Raw genomic sequence first — 14,046 nt, forward strand, 5'->3', positions numbered from 1 at the left:
ATGACTCGAAGACGCAGCTAAACGCTGCATCCCTTCTCATCACATCCGGTTTGATGATTTTCCTCAGGTGTGTTCTGTCCATTAGCACGCTGAGACACGTCCTCCGCGAGCAACGAACCAATGATTGCACCCAATTGGAGTTCATTGATCGAGCCGAAGTGGTTTAACCGCATCTTACCGAGTTGGTCGATGACCAAAATCGTTGGTGTACCGCCAAACTGATAGCTTTTCATCGTTTCAGGGAGATGGCTGAATTCACTCGGTTTATCCACGGCGACAGGGAATGTTAATCGATACTCATGAATAAACGCCTGAAGTGCTTTGGGTGTCATCACATCGTGGTGCTCAAATACAGAGTGCAGCCCTATCACCTGAACATCATCCTCACGAAACGATTGCTGAATATTCTTCGCAAGTGGTAAGCCATGAGAAACACAGCCGGGGCACAGCATTTGGAAGACATAAATCACCACGACTTTTCCTTTAAAGTCTGCGATGTGAAGGTCTTTCTCTGTGTTAAACCATTGGCTTACATTGAGGTTGAATTCACGTCCTACATTGTTGTTCAACATAACTCCTCCTAGCATCATCACACTTATTGTTTCGACTCTAAACTAAATTAGCAATGTGAACGCTTTGCTGTCAAACAAGCATCTCTATAGAGCGGCGAGACGAAGAAAAAGCGGCAAAGGAGAACGAGTTATCAGAGTACGACTGCCCAAAATCCTCTCAAGGTAATACCACTTTGAATTTATTGGATATTTCCCAACCAACCAGTGAGAAACGTGACTCTTTTAAAGTACAGATTTTCTGACTTTATGATAGATTCACGTAGTTTTTATGAGGCATTTAAGCGGTAATTGCGTTCGGAGAAGCAAAGGGCGGTAGCTTGGCGTGTTTTTGCCCCATTTTGCGTAAGCGTTAGCAGAACTTGTCACTCCCAAACTAAACGTTTTCGATAGATTTCCCATTGCCCAGCGAGATGGGTGTGAAGCCCCACATCTTGTTGTACATTCTCGCTCGTGATTTTGAAGCGCATGATAATAACCCATAAAATACATGCACTTATGCCAAATAAAGCATCCAACGGATGCGCAGAAAATCCCAACGCGGGGTGTTGAATCACCCTTCTTTGGGATCTAATAAATTGTTAGTTGCTAGAGTAATTAGCACAATTTATAACAAGAGGTTAAATTTACAATGCCAGATATTGTTGTTAGGGAAAATGTGGAACTTCCATCACTCCCGAGTACGGTTCTTCCAGCTCTTACAGAGTTGACAACTTCTTTAGGCATCCCACGCAATGTTCTTGCGAGTGATGAAGAGATTGAATATGCGTGGAGAGACCTGCCAAGAGAGTTGAGAGAAATTCCAGCAGATTTACGCGGTGAGTTGGTTGCAAGAATGTGTGTTGCTGTTAGCAGCGGTCTATTTGATGGTGCGATGAACTATATCTGGAATGCGGCAATTTTGCACTTGCGTCAGAAGATTCGTAATTTTGGTCTGGCTGTAGTTGCACAAATTCGCCAAGGCGGCTTTGAAGAAAAGAATTTGCTAGAACTACAAGATAGTCGCTTATTAGAGTTATGCTTGAAACTCAACATCATTGATGAAGACGGTTACTTTTTCCTTGATCAATGCCGAGATGTACGAAACAACTTTTCAGCCGCACATCCTACTATGGGGACAGTGAATGATCGCGAATTTACGACATTCCTGAACCGTTGTGTTCGTTACGCTTTAGCTGACTCGTCTTCGCCAAGAGGCGTAGAGATTAGCTCTTTCATTTCTGCTGTAAAAGGTGCGCGATTTAATGAGCATCAATGCCAAGTTTGGACGCAAAGGCTTAATGATACACATGATGCACAGCGTCAGTTACTAGTTTCCATGGCTCATGGCATCTATTGTGATGCTGCTACTAGCGAACCTGCTAGGTTAAATGCACTCGATATCTGCTTGGGTTTAAAAGATACGCTTACAAACTCGATTAAATCAGAACTAATTAATAGCCATACCGAGTATGTGGCTAAAGGGCAGGAAGACAAACATACAGCATCATTGCAGTTTTTTGAAAAACTAGGCTATTTGGGTTTACTAAACGAATCTGAGCAGCATGCTGTCTTTTCAAAAGCTACAACTCGTTTGTGGCATGTACACAACGGTACAAACAACTTTTACAATGAACCTCCTTTTGCGGAACGTTTACTTGAGTTAACTCAGCAAGGCGCAATTCCAGAAACCATGCAGGAAGTTTTGGTTCATGTAGTGGCTTGTTGTGCTGTCGGCAATGGGTACGGTGTCTCAAACGCAGCTGTTCCCTATTACAACAGAATTATTGAAGCATTCTCCCCAAGAGAAATCGCCACGCTAGTTCGTCTTGCTATGAACCGGAATTCGGATTTAGGGCGTAGACTCTCATATTCTCCTGCAGCTAGAAGCCGTTTAAAGCAAGCCCTTGAGTTATTTGACCCGTCAAGTATTCCAAGTGGTGTAAAAACAGACTACGACACACTAACACGATAAGCAGCTAACACATATGAGCCCTTCTCAGTTGAATAGGCAATAGTATTCTTTTGGCAGCACCAGCAGCCAATACTCTCGAACAACCTTTCCCCAATCTTAGGTTATACGAAGTGATCGTTTTTGAGCACAATGTCTAACCCATTTCTGTCCATTTCGTGCCAGTTACCCACTAACTGCATTTTCCCCTGTCCAACCAATTCACCCTCCCCCGCACACAAAACCACCACTCAAACACCTCTCAACACCCTATTGATAAAAACCTTTGCGCAAACGATTGCCTTCCTTCAAAAAACAAGTATTATGCGCGCCAATTTCAAGGCGTTACTGATGTTGGTTGCTTACCAAAGGGCCATGCTTACGCCTTACGAATTCTTTACTCACTTTGGTACTAAAACCTATGAAAACTGCCGTTCCACTGAACATTGATGAGAAGATTTCTCTGCCGAAGTCTTTGTCGCTTGGTGCACAACATGTGCTGGCAATGGATCTCTACATCGTCCCTATCATTCTTGCTGGTCTACTCTCTCTTTCCGTTGGGGACACCTCTGCACTTATCCAAATGACCTTTATCGTCGCGGGTTTGTGTACCATCATCCAATCTGGCTTTTTGCTGAAACTGCCTGTGATGCAAGGGCCGTCTTACATTCCAATCGGTGCAATTGCTGCCATCGGTAAATCGCTAGGTATGGGTGCTGTGTATGGCGCGATGATCCCAGTGGCGATTTTCGTTGCTCTGCTCGGTCGTCCAATGAACCTGTTCAGCCGTTTGGTAAAAACTTTTGTGCCACCAATCGTGGGCGGTACGGTGATCATCGTTGTCGGTATTTCTCTGCTGCCTGTTGCGTTTAACGGAATCTATACCGCTGACCGCCCTGCAGAAAACATTCTGATCGCGATGGCGAGTATGTTCTCTCTGAGTGCGTTTATCCTGTTGGGCTGTTTTATCAAACAACTGCATTGGCTGCGTTTGGCATCGGTACTGGGTGCGATTCTTGTGGGTACTGCGGTTGCAGCAACCATGGGCATGGCGGATTTCTCTGCGGTGGCTGATGCGAAATGGCTGCAACTCCCTACCCTGCTGCCATTCGGTGAGTTGGTTTTCGACCCACTGGCGATTCTGACCATGTTGTTTGTTGCCATGATCGTATTGGTGGAAACCACAGGCACATGGTGTGCAGTGACTGCAGTAACAGGTACAGATTTGAAAGACGATCGCCTGAACCGTGGTGCAACCGGTGAAGCGGCAGGCCACTTTATTTGTTCTTTGCTGGGCGGCAGTCCGGTGACAGGTTACTCCACCAACGCGGGCATTATTGCGGTCACAGGCGTTGCTTCTCGCCGTGCGATTATTGCAGGTGGCTTTATTCTGCTGGTACTTGGCTTGGTGCCAAAACTGACCAGCTTGATTGCTTCTGTTCCACATGCGGTGATTGCGGGTATTTTCGCGGTGATCTGTGTGGTGATTGCCATGAACGGATTTCGCGTTATCCAAAACATTCAACTTTCAGAGCGTAATATGCTGGTCGTAGGCCTGCCGATTATGCTCGCGCTGGGTGCCGTTTTGATGCCTCGCGAATTGATTTATGCGCTGCCGGAACTGGTTGGCTATCTGGCTAACTCAGGTATCGCGATTGGCGCACTTGCTGCTGTTATTTTGAATTTTATCCTCCCAGAGGAAGCTACACAGGAGGCTGAGGCATGATCGATATGACTCGCATTCAATTCGGTATTTTGGCCGATACTTTCCACACGCCGGTGAAAGGTGAACTGGTTTTCCAGCCAGACTTTCTGATCCTTGTTGATGATTGCGGTGACATCTCTGCAACCTTCACCGCTGACGACGCTGAGCACAGCGTGTACGTGAATGCACTCCGTGATGCATCGAAACTGAATATCGTTGAGAAAGGCCAGTTCCTGATGCCAGGTCTGGTTGACCTGCACTGCCACGCGCCACAATGGCCGCAAGCAGGTAAAGGTCTGGACTTGCCTTTGTATGATTGGCTACAAAACTACACTTTCCCACTGGAAAACCGCTACGGCGATTTGGCCTTTGCAGAGCCTGTGTACCAAGACGTTGCGCGCACTCTTCTGGCGAACGGTACCACCAGCGCAGTTTACTTCGCGTCTATTCACCGTGAAGCGTCTGAGCTATTGGCGAAAACCAGCTTAGAGCAAGGCCAGCGTGCGTTCGTGGGCAAGATCAACATGGACAATCCTGAGCAGTGTCCTGAGTACTACCGCGAGCCGTCTGTAGAGCAAGCACTGGCAGACACGGAAGCCTTCATTCAAAACGTCCGTGGCCTGAAAGGCAACGAACACGGTTTGGTGAAGCCTGTTATCACGCCACGCTTTGTACCAAGCTGTACCGATACGCTGCTGCGTGAACTGGGTAAACTGGTTCAACAGCACGATGTTCACATGCAAACGCATTGCTCTGAGAGTGACTGGGCGCGTGATTATGCGCTGCAACACTACGGTAAGAGCGACATCGAAATCTATGCAGAATCTGGCCTGCTGAACAACAAAACCGTACTGGCGCACTCAATCTTCCTGACTGACAACGATGTTGCGATGCTGAAAGAGTTTGATGCGGGTATCGGCCACTGTCCGCTTTCTAACATGTTCTTCGCCAATGCAGCAATGCATACGCGTGAACTGCTGGACAGCGGTGTAAGCATCGGTCTGGGCAGTGACATTGCTGGCGCGCCATCACCGTCTATCTTCCGTGCAAGCTTTGATGCGGTAACGCATTCTAGCGTACGTGAAGACGGTGTTGATACACGCCTTTCGGCAGGTGAGCGTGGGGTTGCTGGCTCTCGCGTTAGCTTTGTTGAAGCATTCTGGATGGCAACCGCCGGCGGTGGTCGCGTTCTGAATGAGAAAGTGGGTGTGTTCGAGAAAGACTTCCACTTCGATGCCTTGGTGATTAAACCAAGCGCATTCGGTAACCTGCGCATTTGGCCAACCATGGACACGCCACGCGACATTCTAGAGAAAATCGTTTCTCTGGCACAAAGCTGTGACGTCGATAAAGTGTGGGTTCAGGGCAAACAAGTTAAGTAGGTGCTGATTCCCTAAGATTGAAAAAGCCTCCCTCTGCATCAGCATTGGGAGGCTTTTTCTATTTAACACAATGCCATTACTCAGCTAGCACGAAGCATAAAACATCGGAATGATCACAATCAAATTTCCGGTTTGACGCCCATATAAGTAGCACATACTATCCGCCCTACTTTGACCAATCTCCATTGGAAAGACCCAAACTTCATAGAGTTACCATCTGCATTGATGGCAATTCTGTAGCTCTATCCAATCGCACTGTGGCTAACAGTGTCTATACATATTCAGTTCTCACTGGCCCAATATTTAAAGTTATGGCTGGTGTCGTTTTTCAGTTAGGTACCTACCGTGAAAAAGCAATTACTTGCTGTCGTCATCGCTTCAACATTTGGCCTGACAGCCTGTGGCGAGAGTAACTCTTCTAAACCAACTACTCCAACCAACCCTACAGTGTTCGACCCTGCTATTGTTGAAAGCTTGGCTGCTGAAACCACTGTACTGTTTGATTTAGTGTCCGACCCTTCTTCACCTACCATAGTGATCCCTTCATATCTGGCCACAGATAAAGATGATCAAACACTGAGTGTCGAAAGCACCGCGGTTAACCCTGACGATTTATCCGATCCGCTTGTTGCGATGGGCAAAACAGATGGCTGGAGCACCAGCCAGCCAATTGATGTCGAGTTCAGCGGTTACCCGCTTGATCCAAGCAGTGCAGCAAACAGTTTTTACCTGCTTAAATCTGATGACCCAAGCCATCCGAGCGCATCATCTGAGGCCACCTTGCTGGTAGAAGGTGCGGATTACACGGTGAAAGCGAAAGGCAAAACACTCACGGCAACCCTGCGTAAGCCTCTAGAGCCTTCTAGCAATTACATGTTTGCCGTCACCAACAGCCTAAAAGACACCCAAAATAATGCGGTGGGTATGAGCTTTTCTTATGCCGTTTTGAAATCAACAAACAAAGTGCCTGTAGAGAAGTTGTTGCCTGCTCAAACGATCACTCACAACACAGAAAGTGCCTTTGAGCAAGCAGGTGTCGACAAGTCGACGATCATCTTCTCTTCATGGTTTAAAACCGCGTCTGTGGGTGATGTCTTAGCAGGTACCATGTATGCAACGGCGCAAGCATTGCAAATGGTCCAAGCTCCGTGTGGAAAGGTGCATCGATTGACAGCAGTGTGTCAGCGGAACAACTGGCATCATTGTATTCGATGACAACCCCTGTTTTCGAAAAAACCACTCCGAAAGGTAAGGGTGACATTTACTATGGTAAAATCACGCTCCCTTACTTTCTCGATATCAAAAAAGAAAACTACCTGTCTTCTCCTTGGCAGAGCGGCATGCCGAGTGTTGCCAAGATCCGTCATATCCTTGAAGAAGGAACTGAGGCAGACAAGCAAGCAGTTCACGCTCAACTGGCAGCATTGAACATCGATGTGCAAGATATCGCAGAATTTGAGAACAATACCGATAGTAAACGCCGTCTAATCGACGCGTTATCTGGAAATGCCCTAACACTGGCCAACGGCTCACCAGTAGACAGCGAGCGGTTAATGACTCGCTTTAGCGTATTGCCAACACTTCGCTCAGTGCAAACCATCGACTACTCGCTGACTATTCCTAACTTACCAGAATGTCAGGAGCGCGGTGCCAACGCGATCACCATCTACCAACATGGTGTCACCAGTGACAAAGGTTCCTTTGAAAAATCACAACTGTCCGACGCATTACTGACCGACCAGTGTCGCGCTATCTTTGCCATTAATCACCCTCTTCATGGTGACCGCGGTATCGACGGTAAAAACGCAGGCAGTGACCCTGAGATGTACCTAAACCTGTCGTCTCTTACCACTGCACGTGACAACTTGCGCCAAAGCACCATCGATGTGATTAACTTCCGCGCAGCCATTGGACTGATGGCAGAAAAAGTCGCTACTGCTACTGATCCAGAAGCTGAGTATGGAAAACTGGCTACCATTTCGATGGATAATGGTGTCGGGTATGCAGGCCATTCATTGGGCGCAATTACCGGTATCAATGCAGGCAGTGCGGTAAGCAATACGCTAAACAGCGCAGAGACTGATGAGAAATACTTCGCATTGAACAAGCTTGCGTTGGCTAGCCCGGGGGCTGAAATTCCTTATCTGCTGCTCAATTCGACAATGTTCAGCCCTTTGATTAAAGGCAACATTGCTTTAAAAGTGAATGAAGACTTTGCAAATCAGTGTGGCGGAAAACACTGGATGGAGCTGCTGTTCTGCTATGGGTCGTATGAGAAGAAACTGGTGAACAATGGTTCTCCAGAATCCCTCTCGACGCTTCGCGAGCTGTATGACAGTTACGATCACTTTGCATTTGCCGCACAGACTGTAATGGATACGGTTGACCCAACCAACCACGCACGCCTTATCTCACCAGCATTACCTGTATATATGCAGCAAGTGAATGGTGACAGCATCATTCCTAACGAAATTACTGAGGGTGACACGCTGGCAGGCACTGACATCTTGGTTCCTTACTCGCCGTTTGCAGGCACCAAGCCTTTGGTTCAGAACTTGAACATCGAAGTGACGACAGCCTCAGTCTCCGCCACACCAATAAAGAATGCAGCTCTGTTTAAATTCTTTGGTGCAGGCCACTCTTCTGTTCTCGCGAACGACAAGAAAAAAGGGACCGAAGAAATGCAAAAGCAGATGCAATCCTTTGTCCAAGGTGATGGCAACACGCTTACGGTCACTAACGCTAGTGTACTGGAAGAATAATTCCTCCCCGCAAAGCGCGATGCATTGAAATAAAATAGCCTCCCTTTGCGACAGCATTGGGAGGCTTTTTATTTTTGGTGATAACTGATTACCAGATTTCTGGTTTGTTCATCGCCGCAACACAACCTGTTTCGCCTTCAATCGGGGAAACCTCGTCACTCACCAGTGACTGCCCCAACCAACCTTCGGGGAAGCTCAGTTTACACGGAGCTTTCACCACGTCTTCGCTGATTTGTTTGAAGCTAACGCGTCCGTAGTAGTTTGGATCGCCATAGGTGAATACCAGTTCTACGCCTTCGTTTTTCAGTACTTCCAGTGCCACGTTAATCAGAGTGCTGCCCACGCCTTGTTTTTGGTATGAGGTAGAAACTGCGACAGGAGAAAGCAAGAATGCTTCTGCCCCGTTTGCGGGAGTCAGACGTGTAAACACGATGCTGCCTGCCAACGTGTCACCGTCCATCGCCACAAAACCATAAACGTCTTTGCCATCTGATGTCGTGAGTGCTTCATAAGCCAGTTCGCTGACCATTTTGCCTTCTGTTTCGCCTTCAGAGTCGGTAAAGGTGTTTTTGAATAACGCTTTGATGTCGTTAAGTTGTGATGTTTCGTATTGTTTAATTTTCACAGTCTTTTCCTTTCTTGCCAAAAGTCACCGGACGAGCCGTTACTTTGCTTTCGCCAAGATAAATAGTTGATAGTTAACGTCGCCAAAGTAGGTCGTCATTAACTCTACTTCGCGTTTAATGTCTTTTAACGCTGCTGAACCCGTCATCGTGACTTCAAGTTCAGCAACGCGCTCGCCCAATGGCGTGTAGTAGGCTTCCCACGCGTCTTTGCTCATGGTGAAAGTATCAATCACCTCATAGCCTGCCGCTTTTGCTTGCTCGATGCGCACCGCCGCGGTTGTCAGATCAGGATATTCACTGCCCAAAAACGCTGCGATTGCAGGGTTTGGCGATTCTACCGACCACACCATGTCACTGAGCACCAGAACGCCATTGTCAGATAGCAAAGAACGCCACTGCTTGAGTGCGTTGTTCACGCCCATGACGTAAGCGCAGCCTTCTGCCCAAATCAGATCGTACTGACCTTTCTCAAGCGGAATGTCGGTCATGCTGGCGTTCACGGTTTCAATTTTCTCCGCGACACCCGCTTCCGTTGCACGCTCAATGGTTCTTTCTAGTGCCGTGGTTTCGTTATCCAACGCAGTAATTTTTGCGTCAGTGTTTTGCGCCAATACAGTCGTGGCAATACCTCGGCCACAGCCAATTTCCAGAATGTTTGTCGGTTTGAATGGCACCGCAGACAATGCTTGTAGCGTGTCGCCTTCAAAGCCCGGCCCCCAGCGATCCAGCGCGCTGAATACGTGCATGAAATCCGCCATATATTGTTCGTGTTCGTTCATGTTCTTTGATAACCACTTCAAACGCAGTGCTTCTTTTTCGTCAAAGCCCTGCTTAATTAACCATGCTAAATGCTCGTCAGGTGCCACTTTGCTGGCCTGATCATGCCAATCTGTTTGACCTTCTTCGCCAAGAAGCGATGCTAAAAGTGCTCTGGAACGCTGCTTTTGCACTATCTCGTCATCCAGTGCTTGCAGACGATTCATCAACAAGTCTCGGTCTATTTTCGCTTCCAAACACGCCTGACACTCTTTTAGCGTCAACCCGCCAGCTTGAAGTTGCAGTATCAACCTCAAACGTTGTAAATCTCGCTCACTATAAGTGCGATAACCATTGCCCAAGCGCTCACCTTGGATGAGCCCAAGTTTCTCGTAATACAGCAAGGTGGTGCGGGACAAACCGACTAACTCACCCAGCTCTGAAATGCGGTACATACGCGTTCTCGCTCTCTCAATATGGATGCATCATAAACTGTAGAGTTATAGACAGGTCAATATGTATCTGCACACTTTTTGCGTTTAGCTTGATGCGACCTACTTCTACCTAATTTGCAACCAAAACCGAAAGACAAAATTGTCAATTGAGGAATAAGCCTGAGCAGACTGAACAATATTTGACCTTTCATTTCAGATAATTACCTTACAAAAAACCAACAAATCTCTTACCACGTCAACCAATTGGTCATTCCCAAACAACGTGATTGGTATATTTAAAGGTAAACAAATGAAATCATACATTCCGAGCATTGCGCTCAGTGTTTTGTTGCTTTCTCCGAGCGCAGTTAGCGCCAATGACGTACCTGATTCAATGGAATTACGTACGTTTTCGTTGCGTTCACAAAGCTCAGGGATAGCACCTCCCCAAGAAGAACTCGGTGTCTATGTCGTCAACTCTGGTCAGGGACTGGACACAGGGTGTACGTTTGCATCTGGCGGTCCACTCCTTATCTCTTTACCCGTACCGCTGGTTGTTAACCCCAATGTGTTGCTCAGCGACGGTAGAATTGACCCAAGCAAACTGACTAACATGCAGCAACAAGGCGTTATTGGCCCCAATGCCAGAATCAGCATGCCGGTTTTTGACATCGACTCCAATGCGAGCGTTCCCAATATCGCCCCTGAAATCGATATCGTTTCCTTCAACGGAAAAACGCTTGGCACATTGCAAGGTGCGAACAACCGTTGGACAGACACTAACCTTCAAGTCGATATCGGCGATATAAAATTTGGCCAAGATAATGAAATCCGCGTTGATATTGATACCGGTAATACCGAGGACAACTGGTGTATGTCTGTCGATTGGGTATCGGTTGAGTTCGACGTTGCTATCCCAGTTGTACTTGCTCACGGCATTGCTGCCCAAGCAGATACATGGGATGAAGACACTGCCCCCGGCGTCCTTTCCACGCTGGATGACTATGGCATTCGCTATACCCGCTTTTCTGCCGAAAAAAATGGTACGACAGCCACCAATGCGAACATCTTAAACAATAAGATCCAAGGTTTTCTTGATGAGTTGAAGTCTGACAAAGTCCATGTCATCGCACACAGTAAAGGCGGATTGGATACGCAGAACCTTAAGGCGCTAAGTCCCTCGTTTGAGATTACGTCCCTATCTACGTTTTCCACCCCTCACCTTGGCAGCGTAGCGGCAGATTTATCCGTGATAAAAATGGATCACTATGCCAACGTCTATAGCAACACAGCTGCAGACCCGAATAACTATGCGGGTCAATATATCCAACTTCCCAACATTCCCTTTGCTGGCCCCAAAATGCCGGGAATTAGAGACCTCACCACAGACACGGCTTCTAACGCTCTACAAGCACGCACTCGAGGTAACATTCGAAATACCTTCGCCATAGGCGCAAATGCAGACCTCAATCAAGACGGCGTCATAGAAAAAGACCCCGATATCGTTGGCTTATTCCCTTGGGGTTCTCGCTGGGCAGGTGTCACAGCTTGGCAGGCACTAAGAAACTTTAGTTCCGCTTCATATGTTGATACACAAACTCAATGGGTCACCATACCTGGTGCTTATGGGCCTCAAGCTTATCCAGTTACCACGGTGAAGTATCAAGCCGTTCGTACGACCCCCCAAGAAAATGATGTTGTGGTCACCTTGGCGAGTGCTAACCCCAACTACGCGACCTCATTGGGGAATGTGTTGGCAAACCACTCAACCATGAAAACGGGACAAAATGTCGAGCGTTTTCTCCAACAAATTATTTCGATGCGCTAAGGAGTGGCTATCATGAAATTCATTAAGCATTTAGTGATGGTGTTCAGTCTTTTTTGTATCACTGTCACCCCATCATTGGCCAATAGCCAAATCCCCGTTGGGATGAACACAAGCACCACACTTTCTCAACCGGTGACCCACGCAGATAGCAAAGCAACAATGCCGTTCAATATTGACGACGCTGATGCACTAACCGTTGAAGTTATTGTGCCCGTAGAAGACGCAACTGTGCATTTGGTTAAACCGAATGGACAAATCGCCACCTCTTCCAGCGATATACAAGCAAACATTGTCTCTGGTGCCACCCAAACGCCGCCGCTTCCAGGTAGTTATGTATTTTTACCTGAAGTAAAAACCCGGATTCAGGTGAGTGGACAATCGTTGTTGAATTCAAAAGCCCTAGCTACAACACTGTCATCTTGGCACAAGTCGCCGTTCAATCTCCGGTTGCTTTTGGCATGGCGATTGCCGCCAACGAATTTGTGGTGGGTGAACCTGTTCCCGTCGCGGCACTATTAACCGATCAAGGTGAGCCCGTTACTGGCGCACAGACCCATGCCGTAATTGTTGACCCACAGGGTGCAGAAACACACCTTCTGCTGAAAGACGACGGTTTAAACTTTGACTCAACTGCCGATGATGGTGTTTATAGCAACCTCTATATCCCACCTAGCGAAGGCGATTACTTAATAAGAGGCACGACATCATTTGTAAAAAATGGAATAACGATCAGTCGTGAAGCCAGCAAACAAATTCGTGTTCTTCCCGCCAACATTGAATTTGTCAGCCACACCCTAAACCCTATTTTTTCGTCCCAAGGATGTGTTATCGCCTTTGAGCAACGTTTTGAGCTTGATGTTAAAGCAGCAGGCGACTTCGCTATTCATGGATACCTCACTGATGGAGTGAGTGAAGTCAATGCAAGCAAACGCCTACAATTAACGCCAGCTAAACAAACTGTCACGTTGGAATACTCGAAGGAAGATATCTTTGAAACCTTCGATGCGACATCAACGTTAGCCATCAATCCAACCATTGTTTTTGCTATTAGCCAAAACGAGATTCAGATTGCGGCCCCAAGAGTCCAGTTTGATGAAACGATTGATCTTGCTTCTTTTGAACGCTGCCGAGAGCCTATAGAAGTTAGCGGCCCGTTGAAAACGACGCCAATCATGTCTCAAGACGGTACGTACATTGATTCTCTGACTTTTGAGTTTCCTGTTTACGTAACGCGAGACAGCACTTACACAGGTTCAGTAAATATCGTCGGCGCTGCGGGTGAATACTTGGACCTTATCAGCTTCCAGGAACAACTTGTCAGCGGAGAAAACATCATTTCTTTTACCGTGTCCGGTGAGACGTTTAAGAAAGCCGATGGACCTTATGAGTTGAATGCGCTACTCATCTACAGTGGTTCAGACTCATACAGACAAGGTGTACTTGGTCAAACTCCGCCTTACAAGGCTGCTGACTTTAGCCCTCCTGTTAATGTGACATTGCCTGCCAACTTATTTGGCCTAGAGAGAGAAAACTGGCAAGCCGTTCCGGCATCGACGATCACTACACATCGTGTGGGTGGGTATCTCAGAGCAGGCGCGTCTGTACCTTACGACTATGAAACATTGGCAAGCTTTGACTTGAGCAAAGTTCGAGGGGAAATTAAACAGGCAACGTTAATCGTCGATTTTGGTGACTCGACACTGCAGTTCCCTTTTAACAATGTGAGTGCGCATGTTGTAAATCAGAATTGGTCTCCCGCTTCTGTCAATTACGATTCTTTCTGTGATTCATTCACAGTATGTCCCGCATGGAGTAACCCTTTAACGACATTCTACTATGTTGATGCAGGGCAAACGATCGAGTTTTCGGACTCGGCTCTGTTGGATGTATTGAATGAGAAGAAGGCATCGGGTTTAAATAAATTCGATATTGTTCTGACATCCACGCCTTATGAAAGGAGCTTCTTCATCGGTGTTAAACAGGTGTCATTGTTCATTGAATATTAGCGTTTAAATCCTATTTGAACATCGCACTCACAGAGCCCGAAGGTGTAC

11 protein-coding genes are annotated in these 14,046 nt (G+C 47.1%); 8 read left to right on the forward strand and 3 right to left on the reverse strand.

The annotated features are described in order from the left end of the window. Nucleotides 1-17: 17 nt before the first annotated feature. Nucleotides 18-572 (reverse strand): peroxiredoxin family protein, encoded by a 555-nt coding sequence (locus ATN88_RS03825; RefSeq protein WP_067411659.1) that lies wholly within the window; start codon nucleotides 570-572, stop codon nucleotides 18-20. A 628-nt stretch (nucleotides 573-1,200) separates the two neighbouring features. Here ATN88_RS03825 and ATN88_RS03830 point away from each other — a divergent pair. The 5 genes from ATN88_RS03830 to ATN88_RS03845 all read left to right on the forward strand — a co-directional run bounded on the left by ATN88_RS03830 (nucleotide 1,201) and on the right by ATN88_RS03845 (nucleotide 8,348). Then, complete coding sequence (locus ATN88_RS03830; protein WP_067411662.1) at nucleotides 1,201-2,523, forward strand: hypothetical protein; 1,323 nt, start codon at nucleotides 1,201-1,203, stop codon at nucleotides 2,521-2,523. Between the two features lie 397 nt (nucleotides 2,524-2,920). Then, the gene (locus tag ATN88_RS03835) at nucleotides 2,921-4,225 is read left to right on the forward strand and encodes a solute carrier family 23 protein (protein ID WP_067411664.1); all 1,305 of its coding nucleotides are present in this window, start codon (nucleotides 2,921-2,923) and stop codon (nucleotides 4,223-4,225) included. After that, nucleotides 4,222-5,586, forward strand: coding sequence for an amidohydrolase family protein (locus ATN88_RS03840; RefSeq protein WP_067411668.1), 1,365 nt, complete (start codon nucleotides 4,222-4,224; stop codon nucleotides 5,584-5,586). The genes ATN88_RS03835 and ATN88_RS03840 overlap by 4 nt, the downstream gene beginning before the upstream one ends. Nucleotides 5,587-5,931: 345 nt before the next feature. Then, complete coding sequence (locus tag ATN88_RS26695) at nucleotides 5,932-6,801, forward strand: Ig-like domain-containing protein (RefSeq protein ID WP_232312724.1); 870 nt, start codon at nucleotides 5,932-5,934, stop codon at nucleotides 6,799-6,801. Continuing rightward, nucleotides 6,735-8,348 carry a hypothetical protein gene (locus ATN88_RS03845; protein WP_232312725.1) on the forward strand — a complete coding sequence of 538 codons (1,614 nt, stop codon included), beginning with the start codon at nucleotides 6,735-6,737 and terminating at the stop codon, nucleotides 8,346-8,348. Before ATN88_RS26695 ends, ATN88_RS03845 begins: the two co-directional genes overlap by 67 nt. Nucleotides 8,349-8,436: 88 nt before the next feature. On the opposite strand, the gene ATN88_RS03850 is transcribed toward ATN88_RS03845, so the two are convergent. Then, nucleotides 8,437-8,973 carry a GNAT family N-acetyltransferase gene (locus tag ATN88_RS03850; RefSeq protein WP_067411671.1) on the reverse strand — a complete coding sequence of 179 codons (537 nt, stop codon included), beginning with the start codon at nucleotides 8,971-8,973 and terminating at the stop codon, nucleotides 8,437-8,439. Nucleotides 8,974-9,012: 39 nt separating this feature from the next. Beyond that, nucleotides 9,013-10,185 carry a MerR family transcriptional regulator gene (locus ATN88_RS03855; RefSeq protein ID WP_067411674.1) on the reverse strand — a complete coding sequence of 391 codons (1,173 nt, stop codon included), beginning with the start codon at nucleotides 10,183-10,185 and terminating at the stop codon, nucleotides 9,013-9,015. A 289-nt stretch (nucleotides 10,186-10,474) separates the two neighbouring features. On the opposite strand from ATN88_RS03855, the gene ATN88_RS03860 reads away from it, so the two are divergent. Genes ATN88_RS03860 through ATN88_RS03865 form a run of 3 tightly spaced genes read left to right on the forward strand, consistent with a single transcriptional unit; the run spans nucleotide 10,475 to nucleotide 13,998 of the window. After that, on the forward strand, nucleotides 10,475-11,992 hold the full coding sequence (locus tag ATN88_RS03860; RefSeq protein ID WP_067411677.1) for an esterase/lipase family protein: 1,518 nt from the start codon (nucleotides 10,475-10,477) through the stop codon (nucleotides 11,990-11,992). A 12-nt stretch (nucleotides 11,993-12,004) separates the two neighbouring features. After that, nucleotides 12,005-12,511 carry a hypothetical protein gene (locus ATN88_RS26700; protein ID WP_232312727.1) on the forward strand — a complete coding sequence of 169 codons (507 nt, stop codon included), beginning with the start codon at nucleotides 12,005-12,007 and terminating at the stop codon, nucleotides 12,509-12,511. Continuing rightward, nucleotides 12,412-13,998, forward strand: a complete 1,587-nt coding sequence (locus ATN88_RS03865; RefSeq protein ID WP_232312729.1) for a choice-of-anchor X domain-containing protein — start codon at nucleotides 12,412-12,414, stop codon at nucleotides 13,996-13,998. The genes ATN88_RS26700 and ATN88_RS03865 overlap by 100 nt, the downstream gene beginning before the upstream one ends. Nucleotides 13,999-14,046: the final 48 nt, after the last annotated feature.

Origin of the sequence: Enterovibrio coralii, from assembly GCF_001559595.1 — a bacterium.
GTDB lineage: Bacteria > Pseudomonadota > Gammaproteobacteria > Enterobacterales > Vibrionaceae > Enterovibrio > Enterovibrio coralii.